General features: G+C 56.2%; 15 protein-coding genes and 2 pseudogenes. 6 read left to right on the forward strand and 11 right to left on the reverse strand.

Annotation, left to right across the window (positions count from 1 at the left end; all coding sequences use genetic code 11):
• Positions 1-169 precede the first annotated feature (169 nt).
• The gene (locus CQ009_RS23755; protein ID WP_146117567.1) at positions 170-2,368 is read right to left on the reverse strand and encodes a hypothetical protein; all 2,199 of its coding nucleotides are present in this window, start codon (positions 2,366-2,368) and stop codon (positions 170-172) included.
• Positions 2,369-2,460: 92 nt separating this feature from the next.
• Complete coding sequence (locus tag CQ009_RS23760; protein WP_105708879.1) at positions 2,461-2,802, reverse strand: hypothetical protein; 342 nt, start codon at positions 2,800-2,802, stop codon at positions 2,461-2,463.
• A gap of 350 nt (positions 2,803-3,152) precedes the next feature.
• Between CQ009_RS23760 and CQ009_RS23765 the strand changes: the two genes are divergently transcribed.
• Complete coding sequence (locus CQ009_RS23765) at positions 3,153-3,362, forward strand: hypothetical protein (protein ID WP_105708880.1); 210 nt, start codon at positions 3,153-3,155, stop codon at positions 3,360-3,362.
• Positions 3,363-3,371: 9 nt separating this feature from the next.
• On the opposite strand, the gene CQ009_RS23770 is transcribed toward CQ009_RS23765, so the two are convergent.
• Positions 3,372-3,740 (reverse strand): cupin domain-containing protein, encoded by a 369-nt coding sequence (locus CQ009_RS23770; RefSeq protein WP_236708293.1) that lies wholly within the window; start codon positions 3,738-3,740, stop codon positions 3,372-3,374.
• 259 nt (positions 3,741-3,999) lie between these two features.
• Between CQ009_RS23770 and CQ009_RS23775 the strand changes: the two are divergent.
• Positions 4,000-4,476: pseudogene (locus tag CQ009_RS23775) on the forward strand (glutathione binding-like protein); the annotation flags it as partial.
• 6 nt (positions 4,477-4,482) lie between these two features.
• Here the strand turns inward: CQ009_RS23775 and CQ009_RS23780 are convergent.
• Positions 4,483-4,611: pseudogene (locus CQ009_RS23780) on the reverse strand (alpha/beta hydrolase); the annotation flags it as partial.
• Between the two features lie 179 nt (positions 4,612-4,790).
• On the opposite strand from CQ009_RS23780, the gene CQ009_RS23785 reads away from it, so the two are divergent.
• Positions 4,791-5,171 carry a RidA family protein gene (locus tag CQ009_RS23785; protein ID WP_064388561.1) on the forward strand — a complete coding sequence of 127 codons (381 nt, stop codon included), beginning with the start codon at positions 4,791-4,793 and terminating at the stop codon, positions 5,169-5,171.
• 246 nt (positions 5,172-5,417) lie between these two features.
• Complete coding sequence (locus CQ009_RS23790; protein ID WP_105708882.1) at positions 5,418-6,446, forward strand: alpha/beta fold hydrolase; 1,029 nt, start codon at positions 5,418-5,420, stop codon at positions 6,444-6,446.
• Positions 6,447-6,918: 472 nt separating this feature from the next.
• Here CQ009_RS23790 and CQ009_RS23795 read toward each other — a convergent pair whose 3' ends face one another.
• From CQ009_RS23795 to CQ009_RS23815, 5 genes are read right to left on the reverse strand one after another with little or no spacing between them, the layout of a single operon-like run.
• Positions 6,919-7,944, reverse strand: a complete 1,026-nt coding sequence (locus CQ009_RS23795; RefSeq protein WP_064388565.1) for a GlxA family transcriptional regulator — start codon at positions 7,942-7,944, stop codon at positions 6,919-6,921.
• Between the two features lie 50 nt (positions 7,945-7,994).
• Positions 7,995-9,116, reverse strand: coding sequence for an agmatine/peptidylarginine deiminase (locus CQ009_RS23800; protein ID WP_105708883.1), 1,122 nt, complete (start codon positions 9,114-9,116; stop codon positions 7,995-7,997).
• 49 nt (positions 9,117-9,165) lie between these two features.
• A complete protein-coding gene (locus CQ009_RS23805) occupies positions 9,166-10,269 on the reverse strand; it encodes an extracellular solute-binding protein (RefSeq protein ID WP_105708884.1) in 1,104 nt (367 codons plus the stop codon).
• A 1-nt stretch (position 10,270) separates the two neighbouring features.
• Positions 10,271-11,179 carry an N-carbamoylputrescine amidase gene (gene aguB, locus CQ009_RS23810; protein ID WP_105708885.1) on the reverse strand — a complete coding sequence of 303 codons (909 nt, stop codon included), beginning with the start codon at positions 11,177-11,179 and terminating at the stop codon, positions 10,271-10,273.
• A 4-nt stretch (positions 11,180-11,183) separates the two neighbouring features.
• Positions 11,184-12,236, reverse strand: a complete 1,053-nt coding sequence (locus tag CQ009_RS23815) for an agmatine/peptidylarginine deiminase (protein WP_105708886.1) — start codon at positions 12,234-12,236, stop codon at positions 11,184-11,186.
• A 111-nt stretch (positions 12,237-12,347) separates the two neighbouring features.
• Between CQ009_RS23815 and CQ009_RS23820 the strand changes: the two genes are divergently transcribed.
• Positions 12,348-13,256 (forward strand): LysR substrate-binding domain-containing protein, encoded by a 909-nt coding sequence (locus CQ009_RS23820; RefSeq protein WP_105708887.1) that lies wholly within the window; start codon positions 12,348-12,350, stop codon positions 13,254-13,256.
• Here CQ009_RS23820 and CQ009_RS23825 read toward each other — a convergent pair.
• A complete protein-coding gene (locus CQ009_RS23825; RefSeq protein WP_064388577.1) occupies positions 13,205-14,365 on the reverse strand; it encodes a radical SAM/SPASM domain-containing protein in 1,161 nt (386 codons plus the stop codon). The genes CQ009_RS23820 and CQ009_RS23825 overlap by 52 nt on opposite strands.
• Before the next feature lie 122 nt (positions 14,366-14,487).
• Positions 14,488-15,384, reverse strand: a complete 897-nt coding sequence (locus CQ009_RS23830; RefSeq protein WP_105708888.1) for a LysR family transcriptional regulator — start codon at positions 15,382-15,384, stop codon at positions 14,488-14,490.
• A 116-nt stretch (positions 15,385-15,500) separates the two neighbouring features.
• On the opposite strand from CQ009_RS23830, the gene CQ009_RS23835 reads away from it, so the two are divergent.
• The gene (locus tag CQ009_RS23835) at positions 15,501-15,902 is read left to right on the forward strand and encodes a RidA family protein (RefSeq protein WP_105708889.1); all 402 of its coding nucleotides are present in this window, start codon (positions 15,501-15,503) and stop codon (positions 15,900-15,902) included.
• The last annotated feature ends 3 nt before the right edge of the window (positions 15,903-15,905 follow it).

Here is a 15,905-nt window from a genome sequence, read left to right on the forward strand (position 1 = left end):
GGATTAGCGATCAGCGCGGTGAACAGTCTGATAGGGGCCGCAGTGTCTACTCGACGGACATGTACGGCACAAAAATTCTTGCCAATGGGAAGTGCCAGTACAAACGTCCCGTCCCAGACGTGTAAACGCAAAGCCTTGCCTGCTGCGAATATTATTAGTGACCTAACACTCAAATAAAATCCTTCATCACATCTTGGTATTCCAGCTGTCTTTTTTCAATTTTCAATTTAAGGAGAATTTTCTCGACTATGAGAGATCTTAAGACCAAAGAAAAATTCTCATCCAAGCCTGTTTTCTTTTCTGGCTTCTTGGCCTTTGTGTTGGCGGGCCATTTATCAACTTTTTCATTGAACTGCTGAATACGATAGTTGAATTCCTTCTCAATAAAATCAACCAAGGCGTTGATTGTAATATTGACTCGGCCGCCCTCTTCGCCCTCTTCGCCTTCGCCACCCCCTTCATCTTCTTGCTCCTGACCTTCCTCGCCCTCATCCTCAACCATGGAATTTTTATCGCCAGGTTCTGACCTGTCATAAAATTCACGATCAAGTTGTAATTTTGGAACGCTGACAATATAGCTGCCCTCGTTACTGAGCTGCATTAAATATTCGTTGCGCTTGATCATATATTCATGAGTAAGGGGACCTTGATCGAACAAAACCTTGGTAATGGTCATCTTATCCTTGAATGATGCGTACTTCATTTTTGAGAGCGGCTTGACATCCTTCAGCTCCTTTCCTTTGTGGACTGTAACTTTTGTTCTCGACCAATTTTGCTCATGAAGGAATTGTTCCGTCATATCCATATCTTCCGAAGAAGTAATAAAGCACGGATCAAAAAGCAACTCATCTCCAATGGTTATCACCTGCTCAATTGGCCGACCGCCTCCGCCTATACCGGCAGATGGTAATTTACTCAACGTGTATCCATCAAACTTCAACAGCGGAATCCCACTACCTTTACCAGTAGACGTATACCACGCAGTGCCTAGAACCTTAGCATCAACCGTAGACTTGGCTTTTTTCTTGATAGCAAATTTCACCTTATCAACCTGATGACCATTCTTGAGTGATGGATCAAGTACGTTTACGTCACACATATCTATAGTGCAATTACCACCAAAATTTTCTGCTGCAGTCTGGGCAGCCAGCCTGCAAACACCAAATCCATAAAGCGGTTTTTTTGTACTCCAGGATATAATCCCCACTCCGAGTTGCTTTAAGTTCAAGCCTAACTGCTGCATATAGATATCGCCCTCCAAATGGCTGACTACCAGATAGGTGGGCCTTTCTCTGGCGGCGCTTGACCAAAGCATTGCTCGGCATTTTATGAGGTCTTTGAGATCCGATGGACACCCTATGGTAGGGACGACCATCGGGATCAGCTTCGGTTCGGTTTGCGTGTATCTCGCACCGGGTTCCAAAAGCACTTTGAATGTAAAGCTCACTTGCCCCTTTACTCGCTCGCTGCGAATGTTCTGACATGCGTCAAAATCTTCGATTTTAGAGCAACTAATCGGGCCGTACTTCAGCGCCCCTGCCCCTAGACAATTCATATAGCGAAATACCACATTGATTTTCGCTATAGGCTTCGACGTCGATTGCGCCGCGCTGGCTGAACTTCCGCGGAGAACACTGGATCCTTTTGCGCCGTTAAAATGTTGCTCTTGGTAGCCATCTACTGTAATTTTTATTTTTGCGCAGCGTTGCGCCGGGAGAATACTTGATTGACTGGAAGTACTGGCGCAATAATTATCTGCTATTCCCGAAAAGGCCTCGGAAACCTCAGCTTGCTCATTGGGAATCAACCGCCTGTCAAACTTTTCATCTTTATCAAATTCTCGCCCTTCCACCAATGAAAATATTTGACTTGAGGGAAATACTGATGGCGACTGTTGTTCGGCAATATCTTCCAACGGCTGATCATCCGCCTCCGCAAATTTTCTTTTTGTTGAAACATTGACTGATGCAGAAGCAGCATGACGCGACGCATCAATTGACTTCTCTTCTTCCATACTCTCTTCAGAGAAGCCCTGAGAACTCACTTCATTAAAATTCCCGAATGAAGATTCAACTTTAAAGCTAATCAGATCACTGCCAATCTTGAGGCAACTCTCAGATTCAAGTTCTATAATTATATGAGCCGACAAAGGAGTCTCGCCCTCATCTGAAACCAAAAAAACCTCTGACTTCAATGTTCTGAGATTTATTTGGTCATCTTCTAGAAACAGCAAAGCGTATGACTCACCCTTTTCGATAAAATTCAGCTGCACGTGATCATCCTGTGCCGTACCTATTGAGATCACATCCAGGCTTGAATATGTAAATGGCTGCTGCTGAGAACCTGTACGGGTGATGGTAAGCTTCATAATGATCCATCTTTTTTCGAAAAAAAATACCAGAATGACGTCCTTGGCCTGCCGCACAGCTTAAATACACTTTCACTTGCCGCGGAAAGAACTCATATAAAGCTTGCGTCTATTTTCTTGAGCATTTGAAAAACCTTCATGTCCGCCGTCAAACCTTCACTGTTCAACACCTTGTTGATATCCGGCTGCAGATGAAAGTCGGCTCCCAATAAAAAACAGCACTCAACAAAAACTTTAGTATGGCGATCCTCGAACAATCCGTACTGCTCTGCTTGCTGAAGATTCAATAATATTTTTTCCAGCAGGGTATTTTCCGTTTCTGCCTGCACCATCACCGAACAACTATTTTGCACTTCAGGAACCAGGCGCCGTGCGTATTTCAAATAACGCTCACGCTGTAGCGCGTCCATTTGCGTTGATCTGATCGTAATCATTGCGACTTTCCCTTCGTCAGATCCTCAGCAAGAAATGTTTGAATAAATCCGAGCAAATCCGCAAGACCGCTTCGCTTGGCTCGATATCCGATAAATCTCAAAGTTCTGCGGTTGACGCTATTTAGCTGCGGTAAACACTCAAGCTAGCAGGGTTTTAATTCTTTGCCACTTCTCTATCAAACGATGATTCTTTGCCTGGATCGGAGTTGCGCCTCAACGAAGCGGTGACGAAATGCGCAGCGCAGCTGAGAGGTGTGGCAATCAACTTCAGACAGAAGTCGCGCCGCGCAGTAATCTATCGGTTTAGCGCAAGTCTTTAGCCAAATCGATCGATGGAGGATGATCCTTGTATGCCGAAACAACCGCCCGTCACTCAACCAGCCGCCAGCGCCGCCGATATCGAGCGTTCGATCCAGGCCCTGAACAAAATGGCTGAACGCCTCTGGGGTGAGGGTCGAGAGGCGGAAGCCAAAGCCCTGCTCGATGCTCTCGACGCCTTGAACCGGGCGCTCGACCGAATCCGCATTGGTGAGAGCCGCAGGGCCGCTACCCTGCATTGAACCTGGCGCTTACGGCTTGAGAATCAGCAATGGCTCAGCCTTCTTGACGATGTAGGTCGCCAGTTCCGACCCCTTGTCCTGGCCGACGTTCCTGGCGATATGCGCCACGCCCTCAGGAATGAACAGCGAATCTCCCGTCTTCAGTGTCACTGGCGCCCTGCCTTCCAATTGATATTCAAAAGTGCCGCTGATCACGTACGCCACCTCGACACCGGGGTGCGCATGTTTCGGTGAAGTCACTCCCGGGGCGAAATCGACTCGCGCCTGAATCACTTCGCGATCATTCGCACCGAGATCCTCGCGAACCAGATCGGTACGGCTCAAACCTTGCTGCCAGCTCTTCGGTTGAGTGTCCGCCGCGTGAGCGATACCGATCATTGAAATGACTACCGCAGCAGTGGCCAGAAACAGGGGACGGCGCATGGTGTTGCCCTCTTGAACGTAGTGGTGTGGAGGGCTTTATTCTGAGTGCAGCATGTCGGCGGAATGTGTCGCAAGCCGGACGTTTGTTATGCGCATGTGTACACGAACGGGCTGGATACACGCTTATACAAAAGAGTCTTGGTCTTGCCGCAGCGCCAACAGCCAGGTTCGGAAAGCGACGATCTTTTTCGAGTCGGCGGTTTTATGCGGTGAGATAAATCCCAAGGGCTATGTCGCCGCACTGGAGCTGGATAATGCTCAAGTGCTCACGGAAGGCCCGGCGATCCTGCAGTACCTTGTCGACCTCGTACCGGGCAATCGACTGGCGCCCGCACCCGGAACCTGGGCGCGCACGCGCTTGCAGGAACAGCTGAATTTCATCAGCACGGAAATCCATGGCGCTAGCGCGCCGCTGTTCAGCGCGGACATTCCCGAAGCGATCAAGGCCATCTTCAAGCACAAGCTGTTCAAGCGCCTGGACTATCTGAACCGCACTCTCGCCGACCAGGACTGGCTGATCGGCGACTTCAGCGTCGCCGATGCCTATTTGTTTACCGTGCGCAGATGGCTACCGACCTTCAACATTGACATCGTCGACTGGCCAGCGCTCGACGCTTACATGCACCGTATCGGTTCGCGCCCCTGCGTGGCGGCGGCGCTCGCGGCTGAAGCGGCAACGCAAGCAGTTTGATCAGGGCGCAGCAGCCGGCAGATGTTGTTGCGTCAGAGCGCCAGGACTTTCCCCGGTATCCGGTGCAAACGCGGCGATATACACCAACCCGACGACATTTGGCTGATTGCCGGCCTCGGTAATCACTGCGCCGCCCCAGAATCCGTGTACCAGCACAATCGTCGGCTTGTTGCTCATGGCCCTGCTCCTGTATGAAAAGAGAAGATGGTTTGCCTGTTTCGCGCAGAAGTATGGTGCCGATCGCCCGAACGGGCCATGTCGGCAACGAATCTGTAAACTGACGCGATCTTCACTCGCTCAAACAAGAGAACCCCATGGCCAATCAAGACATCATCTTCACCCCCGATCCGGATGCCGATTCCATTTCCTCCGACGTCACTACGTTCAACGGCATCATGGTCTCCACGCAGATCCCGACCCGGGCCGACGGCAGCCTGGAACTGGGTGGCATCACCGAGCAGAGCGAATGCACGCTGCAGGCGCTGAAAGTCGCACTGGAGCGCGCCGGCAGCTCGATGGATCGGGTCATGCACCTGACCATCTACCTCACCGACATGGCCGACCGCGGCGCGTTCAACGAAGTCTACCAACGCTTCTTCGCCAAACCGTGGCCGGTGCGTGCGGCAGTGGGCGTCGCGTCGCTGGCCGTTGAAGGGATGCGCGTGGAAGTCACGGCGATGGCGGCCAAGGCCTGATCCCCGACAGCTCGTGTTGGCGTCCGACAGGCGCGCATTGATACTGAATGTGCCGACGCCTTCGCGAGCAAGCCCGCCCATACAGGGTTGTGTACCACAGTGTGTACGAACCTGTTGGCGATACATCGACTTGCAACCAAAGCCTTTTTCGACACAGCCCGGATACGTCCCTGCGCTCAAATGCACTCAAGGTTTCAAGGGTTCACAAAGACCCCTCGGCCAAAGGTTCACACAGGAGACGTCAGCATGAAAAAGGCACTGCACACCCGCAACACCGCGTTCGGTTTGTCGATTCTGGCTTTGTCGTTGTTCGGCGCAGTGACCAGCGTTCAGGCGCAAGCGGTGGAACCTGCGGCCGTCAGCTATTCGGCGCCCTCGCCCTTCGGCCCGTTGAAACATGTGAAGGCCGGCGTGCTCGACGTCGCCTACGCCGAAACCGGCCCCGCCGACGGCCCGGTGGTGATCCTGTTGCACGGCTGGCCCTACGACATTCACAGCTACGACGAGGTCGCGCCGTTGCTCGCGGCCAAGGGTTATCGGGTGTTGATGCCGTATGCGCGCGGTTACGGCGATACGCAGTTTATCTCCAAAGACACCCTGCGCAACGGCCAACCGGCGGCGCTGGCCAGTGATGTGATCGACTTCATGGATGCGCTGAAGATCAAGCAAGCGGTGCTCGGCGGTTATGACTGGGGCGCGCGTTCGGCGGACATCGTCTCGGCGCTGTGGCCGGAACGGGTAAAGGCATTGGTCTCGGTCAGCGGTTACCTGATCGGCAATCAGGCCGCCGGGCAGAACCCGCTGCCGCCCAAGGCTGAGTTGCAGTGGTGGTATCAGTTCTACTTTGCGACTGACCGTGGCCGCGCCGGTTACGAGAAGAACACCCACGACTTCGCCAAACTGATCTGGCAAACCGCCTCGCCGCAATGGAAGTTCGACGACGCCACGTTCGACCGTAGCGCCAAGGCGTTGCAGAACCCCGATCACGTCGACATCACCGTGTTCAATTACCGCTGGCGTCTGGGCCTGGTACAGGGCGAAGCGAAGTACGCAGCGCTGGAGCAGAAGCTCGCCACGGCACCGTCGATCAGCGTGCCGACCATCACCCTTGAAGGCGACGCCAACGGTGCACCGCACCCAGCGCCGGAGGATTACGCCAAGCGCTTTACCGGCAAGTACCAGTTCCGCTTGATCAACGGCGGCATCGGCCACAACCTGCCGCAGGAAGATCCGCAGGCGTTTGCCAAAGCTGTGATTGATGCGGATCACCTGTAGAAACTAAAAAGCAGTCAGCCGCGAAGGCTGACTGCTTGATTATTTGATAGTGGGCTTGAGGCTTGAGGGATGGTCCCGTTTTACAGATGCTTGCCTGAACGGACGCCATCGCGAGCAGGCTCACTCCTACAGGGGGAACGCATTTCAAATGTAGGAGTGAGCCTGCTCGCGATCACGCCCGACCAGACACCATCAACCCCGACTAACGTACGCGATCAATTGGTTGGCACAACCAGATCCAACGCCTTGTTCACCGCCAAGTCCCCCAACATGACCACTTGCGCAATGCCCAGCAGCGTCTGGCGTACGCGTGGGCAACGGCGCAAGGTGTTGTAGCCGTTATGACGTAACAGTGCGTGTAAGTTAAAAAGCCCCTCACCCTAGCCCTCTCCCAAAGGGAGAGGGCTAGGGTGAGGGGGGAGGTACGCCGACGTGGAATTTCGAGGTGAATTCAGGTGGGTAACGACTTGGGTTATTTGACCAGGCGTTTTTCTTTTGATGGGCGATAGCCGAAATACGAGCTGTAGCACTTGCTGAAATGACTCGGCGAAACAAACCCGCAAGCCACCAGCACCTCCACCTGCGACAACTCAGTGTGCTGCAACAAACGCCGCGCTTCGGTAATTCGCAATTCCAGGTAATAACGCTGCGGTGTGGTGCCCAGTTGTTCCTTGAACAGACGCTCCAACTGCCGACGAGAACGCCCGGCGTACACCGCCAGTTGCTCCAGCTCCAGCGGTTCCTCAAGATTGGCATCCATCAGTTTCACCACCTCTCGCAACGGCGCACTGACGCAGAGGTTTTCATCCGGTTTGATCCGCCGGTAGCGCGATTCTTCGAAGGCCAGAATATCCTCGATGCCTTCGACCAAAGCTTTGCCGTGCAGGCTCTTGATCCAGTCCAGCGCCATGTGGAACGCCCCGGACGGACTTGATGCCGTCAGGCGGTCGCGATCGATTACGTAGGGTTCACTGCTGACGTGGGTGGCTTTGGCGATTTCGGTCAGCGCCGGACGGTGCTCCGGGTGGATTGCGCAGCGGTAGCCATCGAGCAGCCCGGCGCGGCCAAGAAACCACGAGCCATTCCATAACCCGGCAAGCGAGATGCCGCGCTCCGCTGCTGATCTGAGCAAGCCGATAAACTCATCACTTGCGCGCAGTTCGGTGCGATACCCGCCACACACCACCAGCAGATCCAGTTGCGCCAACGCGGCAGAATCAAGACGTGCGTCAGGGCGGATGACCAGCCCCAGATCGCTGATGACTTCGCCGTCGCCCAAACCAAACGTGCGCGACGAAAACAGCCCCGGGCGCAGCAGGTTGGTGGTGACAACCGTATCCAGTGCCTGGGTAAAGGCCGGCAGTGAAAAATGTTCGAGCAGCAGAAAACCGGTGCGGGTCAGGCGCGTGTCATCCGCGCCTTGCTCATTCAGATAGCGGAGGTTTTTCCCCTTCATGCCTCCGCTGAATTGGCGTCGTTCGATCAAGTTGTGGTCCATCGGTCATGTTGTTATGCCCCGATAGTTGGCTTGATCGGTCAAAGAGTCAATCACGCCTGTGGTTGATGGCTGGTCACGCAGTGAATTCCGCCCCCGCCAGCGGCGATGGCATCGATGTTGAGCTGGACGATTTCGCGATCCGGATACAGTTGCGAAAGCAGATCGAAAGCCTTTTTGTCTGCCGCTTTATCGCCGAACTCCGGGGCGATGATCGCGCCGTTGATGACGAAGTAATTGATGTAACCGGCGGCAAAGTCCGGGTTGTTCTGGTTGAACTTGCTTTTGCGCGGTTTCAGCGGCGGCGACATCGTGTGGATCTGCAATTTGCGGCCATCAGCATCGGTGGCGTTCTTGAGGATTTCCAGGTGCGCCAGGGTGACCTTGTGATCGTAGGATTCAGGGTCGGTGTCGAGGTTGGCGATGACCACGCCGGGCTTGATGAAGCGCGCGTAGAAATCGACGTGGGCATCAGTGATGTCCTTGCCCTTGATGCCCGGCAGCCAGATGATTTTGCGCAGGCCCAGGCGTTCCTTCAGTTCGGCTTCGACATCGGCCTTGCTCCAATCGGGGTTGCGGTTGCTGTTGATCCAGCTGCTCTCGGTCATGATCCCGGTGCCGTGACCGTCGACCTCGATGCCACCGCCCTCACCCACCAGATCGGTGCGTATGTACGTGGCTTGCGCGTCGTCGGCGACCAGTGCGGCGATCTTCGAGTCTTTACCGTGCTGCTGTTTGCCACCCCAACCGTTGAAGTTGAAGTCCACCGCGCCCAAACCACCCTTGTCGTCGATGACGAAATTGGCGCCGATGTCGCGCATCCAGATGTCATCCAGCCCGGCAGTGACGTAAGTGATATTGCGCGTACCGCAAAATTCTTCGGCGAGGCTGCGTTCGTTCTTGCGGCAGAATACGGTGACCGGTTCAAACCGGGCGATGGCGCGGGCAATGCGGCCGAGAGCTTGCTGGACGTCTTCGGTGAAGTCTTCCCAGATCGCGTCCTGCGCGCCGAAAGCGATGTAGGCGCGCTCATGTTTGTCGCCTTCGTCGGGCATGAACCAGCGGCCTTGCGCGGCAGCCAGGACTTTGCCCGGCGAAAGGCCCAGGCCTGTAACCGCAGCGCTGACAGCGGCGACCACCGAGGCTTGTTTGATGAAATCGCGACGAGTCGTCATGTTGCTTTTCCTGTAGAAAAAAGGGCCGGCGCAATACGCCGGCCATGGATCATTTGCCAGTGGCAGTCTTGAATTTGGTCCAGGTGCGCATACGCGCTCGCATGTCGGCCTGGGGAATGTCCTTGCCCGGAATCAACCGAGCATAGGTCGCTTCGTCGAGGTAGATGTCCGGGTTGTCACGCATGCTCGCATCGACGTTCGCCCGCGCCTTGGCGTTGGAGGTTGGGTAGCCGGTGAAATTGCTGATCGCCGCCATGTTCGCCGGGCGCATGACGAAGTTGATGAATGCATAGGCGTATTCCGGGTGTTTGGCGTCGACCGGAATGGCCATGGTGTCCATCCACACCGTGGTGCCTTCGCGGGGCACGCGATACTGAAAACTGGTGTGCTTACCGGCACTGTCCGAGGTGCGCTGGGCCTGAGTCATGTCGCCGCTGTAGCCGAGTGACAGACACAGGTTGCCGTTGACCAGATCGGTCACCGGTTGCGACTGGAACTTGCGGATGTACGGCCGCAACTTCATCAGCAATTCACTGGCGGCGGCCAGATCCTCGGCTTTGCCGCTGCGCGGATCGCGACCGAGGTAATTGAGCACCACCGCCAATGCCTCATCCGGCGAGTCGATCATCGAGATGCCGCAATCGGCAAACTTCGCCGCCAGCTCCGGTTTGAACAGCATGTCGAGGCTGTTGACCGGTGCATCGGCCATGCGTTTTTTGATCTGCTCTTCGTTGAAGGTCAGGCCAATGGTGCCCCAGGTGTAAGGCACCGTGGCTTTGCTGGAGTGCTCGTAATGGCCGCGCAGTTTCTGCAAGCCGGGTTCGATGTCGGCCAGTTCGGTCAGCTTCGATTGATCCAGCGACATCAGGCTGCCGGCGCGCATCAAGCGTTCGGCGACGGTGTCACCGGGGAAGATCAGGTCATAACCGCTGCCACCGGAGAGCATTTTCGCTTCGAGGGTTTCGCTGCCGTCCATGACGTCGTAGATCACCTTGATCCCGGTTTCGGCGGTGAAGCGACTCAAGGTGTCTTCGGCAAAGTAGTCGGCCCAGTTGTACAGCCGCAGGGTTTTTTCTTCGGCGTGCAGCGACGGCATCAAGCAGATCAGCGCCAAGCCGATCGCGCCGCGCAAGCGTTTGTGATGGATAGCCATGTCAAACCCCTTGGGTGTTCCAGCGTGCGTGAAGGTGGCGACCGTCCTGACTCAGCAGCGGCCCGTACATGTCCGGGCGGCGGTCGCGGTAGATGCCCCAGCTCAAACGCTCTTCGCGCATGGCCGCCAGATCGAGGCGCTGCACCAGCACACCGGTGCTATCGCGGTCAGCGCTGGCGAGCAACTGGCCTTTGTGGTCGCTGATGAACGACGAGCCGTAAAAGCTCATTTGCAGGCTCGGATCGGTGGTCGCGGTTTCTCGACCGACCCGATTCGACGCCACCACCGGCAGCAGATTGGCAGCGGCATGGCCGCGCATGGTCATCTGCCAATGGTCGCGGGAATCCAACGCCGCGCAGCCCGGCTCCGAGCCGATAGCGGTCGGATACAGCAGCACTTCGGCGCCCATCAAGGCCAGGCAACGGGCAGTTTCCGGGAACCACTGATCCCAGCAGATGCCGACGCCGAGGCGGCCGAACGCGGTGTCCCAGACTTTGAAACCGGTATCGCCGGGGCTGAAATATTCCTTCTCTTGATAACCGATGGCGTTGGGGATATGCGTCTTGCGGTACACGCCCAACAGGCGCCCGTCGGCGTCGGCCACGCTCAGCGAATTGAAGTAGGCGTTGCCGGCCTTTTCGAACCAGCTCAGTGGCAACACCACGCCCAGTTCACGGGCCAGTGCGGCGAAGCGCGCAAGCACGCGGCTGTCGCGGTATTCCTCGGCCAACGCCATGTGTTTATGGCTTTGCTCGATGCAGAAATACGGCGTGGCGAACAGCTCCTGCAACAGGATCACTTGCGCGCCCTGCTGCGCCGCTTCGCGCACGAGCTGCTCGGCGCGATCAAGGTTGCCGAATAAATCCCAGGTGCACGGCATCTGGGTGCTGGCGATCGTCAGAATGCTCATGCTTTCAACCTCGCAGCGGCCAGGCTGGCTGCTGCTGGGTGATGCAATGCACCCCGCCGCCGCCATGGGCCAGATGATTGATGCGTACCGGCACCACTTCGCGGCCGGGGAAGGCTTGCTCCAAGACTTTGGCGGCGACGTTATCCGCCTCGATGCCGTAGGCCGGCATGATGATTGCGCCGTTGGCGATATAGAAATTGGTGTACGAGGCGCAGAACACTTCGGCTTCGGTGTCGACGGCGTCGGTGGCTTCGAACAGTTCGATCAATTCGAATTTGCGGCCGTTGGCGTCGGTGGCCAATTCCAGCGCGCGACGGTTCTCTCGGGCCACTTCGGCGTACACCGACGATTGATCGTGGGTGGCGTCCACCAGCAATACGCCGGGACGGGCGAAGGCACAAACGCCGTCGACGTGGCCGTCAGTCATGTCGCCGGTGACGTAATCCGGATCGCCCGGCAGCCAGATGGTTTTCTTCACGCCGAGCAAACGGCTGAAGATTTCTTCCATCTCGGCTTTGCCGATGCCGGGGTTGCGATTGGGGTTGAGCAGCACCGATTCGGTGGTGATCAGCGTGCCTTCGCCATCAACGTGAATCGCCCCGCCTTCGTTGCTCAGCGGCGTGCCGAAGCATTCCAGACCGAGGTGGTTGAGCGCACGGCGCGCCAGGCTTTCATCCAGATCATGCGCCGACTTGCCGCCCCAGGCGTTGAAGCGCCAGCTCACACCGGCCAATCCTTGCTGCGGATGGCAGACAAAGGTCGGGCCGGAATCGCGGCACCAACTGTCATTGACCTCCAGGGCAATCAGCTCGATGTTCGGTCCGCAAAGGGCTTTGGCACTGGCGATGGCCGATGGGTCGACCACCAGTTTCACCGGTTCGAAACGGGCGATGGCATTGGCCACGCGAGCGAAATCTTCCTGCACCTGCGCCAGGGTCACGCGCCAACCCGACTCCCACAAGGTTTTGTTGTGCGGCCAGACCATCCATGTCGCGGCATGGGTCATCCACTCCGCCGGCATCATCCAGGCGCTGTTTTTATTGTCGTTGTGCTGCATGATAAGCCTCGTCAGTTAAGCCATTGTGTTCAAGGCGCTTATGCTACGAGTCATGAAAACGGCAAACAAACGATGGATTTTGCGGATAACTGATTAGAGGAGCTTATCTATATGCTTAAACACTGGCCGCCGCTCAGCTCGCTGCGCGGCTTCGAAGCCGCCGCTCGACTGGGCAGTTTTCACAAAGCAGCGCAAGAGTTGAACCTTACGCAATCGGCGATCAGCCAGCAGATCCGCAGCCTGGAAGCGTACCTGGAACAGCCGTTGTTTTTCCGCAGCGGACGCAGCGTTGCATTGACCGATGCCGGCCACGATTTGCTCAGCACCACGCAAGCGATGCTTCAGCAATTGGCGGTGGGGATTCGGCGTCTGAGCCAGTATCAGAAGCCCAATCAACTGGTGCTCAACACCACGCCGGCGTTTGCCCGGCACTGGTTGCTGCCACGATTGGCGGACTTTCGTGCGCAACATCCGGAAGTTGATCTGTGGATCTACAGCACCGATGAGGTGCCGGACATGGCCACGCAAACCATCGACATCGCCGTGCGTGACGACATCAGCGCCCAAGCCGAATGCAGCTTCAAAGTGCTGCATGCCGATCGCCTCTATCCCGCCGGCCATCCAAGCCTGTTGTCCCAACCCGCATCTCGGCGCACCACATTGCATGGTGAGCGGGAAATGGACTGGAGTCATTGGGCGGTCGAGGCCGGAATCGACGTCGGCCAGCAGGATCAGGGATTGAATTTCTCCGATCCCGGGTTGCTGCTCGACGCCGCCTGTGCAGGGCTTGGCATTGCCCTGGTCAGTCAATTGCTCAGCCGTCAGGCGCAGGCTGACGGCGTGTTGCAAGCGCTGGTGGAGGACACCATTCGCGGGCCGAACTGGGCGTTGCTGACGCATCGCGACAGTGAGCATGATCCGCTGGCGAAAAGCTTTATCGCCTGGCTATCAACCCATTTGAGCGTTGATCAAACCACCGAAAAGGCACCGGCGCCCAATCTGCCTTCCAGTCGACCGTGAAGCACATAGTGCTGATAGCCACTTGAGAATTCACCGGTGGACACTGCGCGCCTGACATCCTCGTTCAATCGGAAATACTGCGCCTCGTCAAAGTTTTCAGCACTGACCTCGCCCGCACGCCCGAGCAACTCGCTGTCCACGGCAAGGCCCATGCTGCTGAGATTCTCGAAGTCAATGATGCGATTGACCGCATGTTGCTCCAGCACTCCTTGGTTGGGGAACATCGAGTAGATATGCATGCCCTTCTTGGCGCAGCGGCTGCACATGTCGACACAGTTTTTCTGCGTGTTCTTGCGCTGCATCAGTTCCGCAACCGGCATGTCGAGGTACTTGCCGACCTGATATTCGTTCTGATTGAAGATCGTGCAGCACAGGATCGTGTTGCCATTGCAGTCGATCACCAGCCAGTCATCCTTGAGCAGGCAATCTTGTTGAGGGTACTGCCGGGCAACATTGACAATATCGTCGTAGGGCGGCAGCGCCAGTCTTTTCAGGGTTTCATAGTCGGTATCGGTGACAGAAGGATCGCGCTCGATAATGGCCAGCGTTTTCTCCAACGGCATCATCACCGAATAACCGGTGGTGAACTTGAAGCCGAGGCGTTCGCTGAACTCACGCATCAACGCTTCCTCTTCGATGTTATCGAGGTAGCGGTGATAGTAGACGTCGACACGGGTACTCAAACCCAATCGCTGCTTGATCTCGTGCAGCGCAATCATGTTCTGTTTTACAACTTCGATATCACCGCCTACATGACCCTTTACGTAGGTGTCCTGATAAAAGCCTGACAGCGAAATACGGAAGTAACCCGGTTCGGCCAGCAAGGCCTTTTCCATGTTCTTGGCGAGATTGAGGTTGGTACTGATACCGCTGCCCATCCCGGCGGCATTGATGATCTCGATGAATTCACCAATTTTCGGATGAACCAGAGGCTCGGTCCAGTTGTACAGATAAATCGACTTGACCCCTTCTGTGCGGGCCTTTTCGACGATCTGTTTGAACATGTCGATCTGCATGGCTTTTTTGAAGTTGAGGTTTTCCGAGTTGCCCATTGGGCAAGAGGGGCAGCTCAGGTTACAGGCGCCGACAATATCGATGTACATATTCATTGCGAGGGGAAGCTCCAGAGTTCGAAAGTCATGCATCTCATCACTGCACGCTTTCAAGTCGCCGATCGAGTTGGTTTTTTGACGGCATTACTGCGCAAGCTAGCAATAAACGCACCACTTTTCTAAGGCGCCATCAACGCCACAACCCAATCGATAAACACTCGCAACTTCAGGCTGACATGCCGGTTCGGTGGATACGCCAGATAAAGCGGCATAGGGTCGAGCCGCCAGTCTTGGAACAGTTGCACCAGTTCGCCGCGAGCCACATGGGCATCGGACATGTAAGTGGGCAGCCACAACACACCCATGCCTGCCAGGCCCGCCGCGAGGTAAGCATTGCCATCATCGACCGCGAGCACGTGGCGCCCTTTGATTTGCAGCTTTTCGCTGGCGTTGTGCAAGGCATACGGCAGCGGTTTGCCGGTGCGCGCCCAGAGGAAGCCGACCACCCGATGATGGGAATCTTCCAGTTCCTGTGGATGCCCAGGCGTCCCGGCCCGAGCCAGGTATTGCGGCGCGGCAAACACACCCAACTGCAGATCGGCGACCTTGCGGGCCATCAGCGACAGATCCATGAGTTCACCACCACGCACCACGCAATCAACGTTCTCATCGATGATGTCGACGATGCGGTCGCTGACCCCCAGGTCGATCTGGATATCCGGATATCGTGCGTGAAACTCCGGCAGCGCAGGAATCAGGATCAATCGCGCAAACGGACTGGGCACATCCACACGCAGCCGCCCCTTGGGGAGCGGCGCCGCACCGGGCAGGCTGCTTTCGGCGTCTTCCATGTCGGCCAGCAACTTGATCACACGCTCGTAGTAAGCGGCGCCATCGGCGGTGACGTTGACCTTGCGTGTCGTGCGATTGAGCAACTTCACTCGCAACCGCGCCTCCAACTGCTGCACCAGCTGAGTCACGGTGGTTTTGCTCATGTGCAGGGTTTCTGCCGCTTTGGTGAAACTCCCGGCCTCGACCACCCGGACAAACGCTTGCATTGCATCAAATCGGTCCAATGATCGCGCCTCGATTGTTTGAGAATCACAAACAGTGAACGCCAAGCTTGCGCGTTTATCGCTCGCCTGCAAATACCTACAGTGGCTCCATCCACTCAAACGAAGGAGCCCCTTCCATGACTCAGCGCGATGTTGTATTTCCACCCGCACGCCGCACCCTGTATGAACGTCATCGTTACTCGCCGGCCATTCGTTCCAACGGCTTTCTGTTCGTCTCGGGACAAGTCGGCAGCACCGAGGACGGCACGCCAGAGCCGGACTTGAAAAACCAGGTGCGCCAGGCTTTCACTAACCTCAATGCAATCCTTGAAGAGGCCGGTGGCAGCTTCGCTGATGTGGTCGATGTCACCGTATTCATCGTTGACCCGCCAGCGAAGTTCGAGACGATCTGGGATGTCGTTCTGACCGAGTTCTGGGGCGAGGCACCGCACCCGACGGTAACGGCGGTAGGCGTGACCTGGTTGTATGGTTTTGATTTCGAGATCAAGGTGATTGCGAAGTTACCCGACGCGAGCTGACAG

Source organism: Pseudomonas sp. MYb2, from assembly GCF_002979955.1.
In the GTDB taxonomy this organism is placed as follows: Bacteria; Pseudomonadota; Gammaproteobacteria; order Pseudomonadales; family Pseudomonadaceae; genus Aquipseudomonas.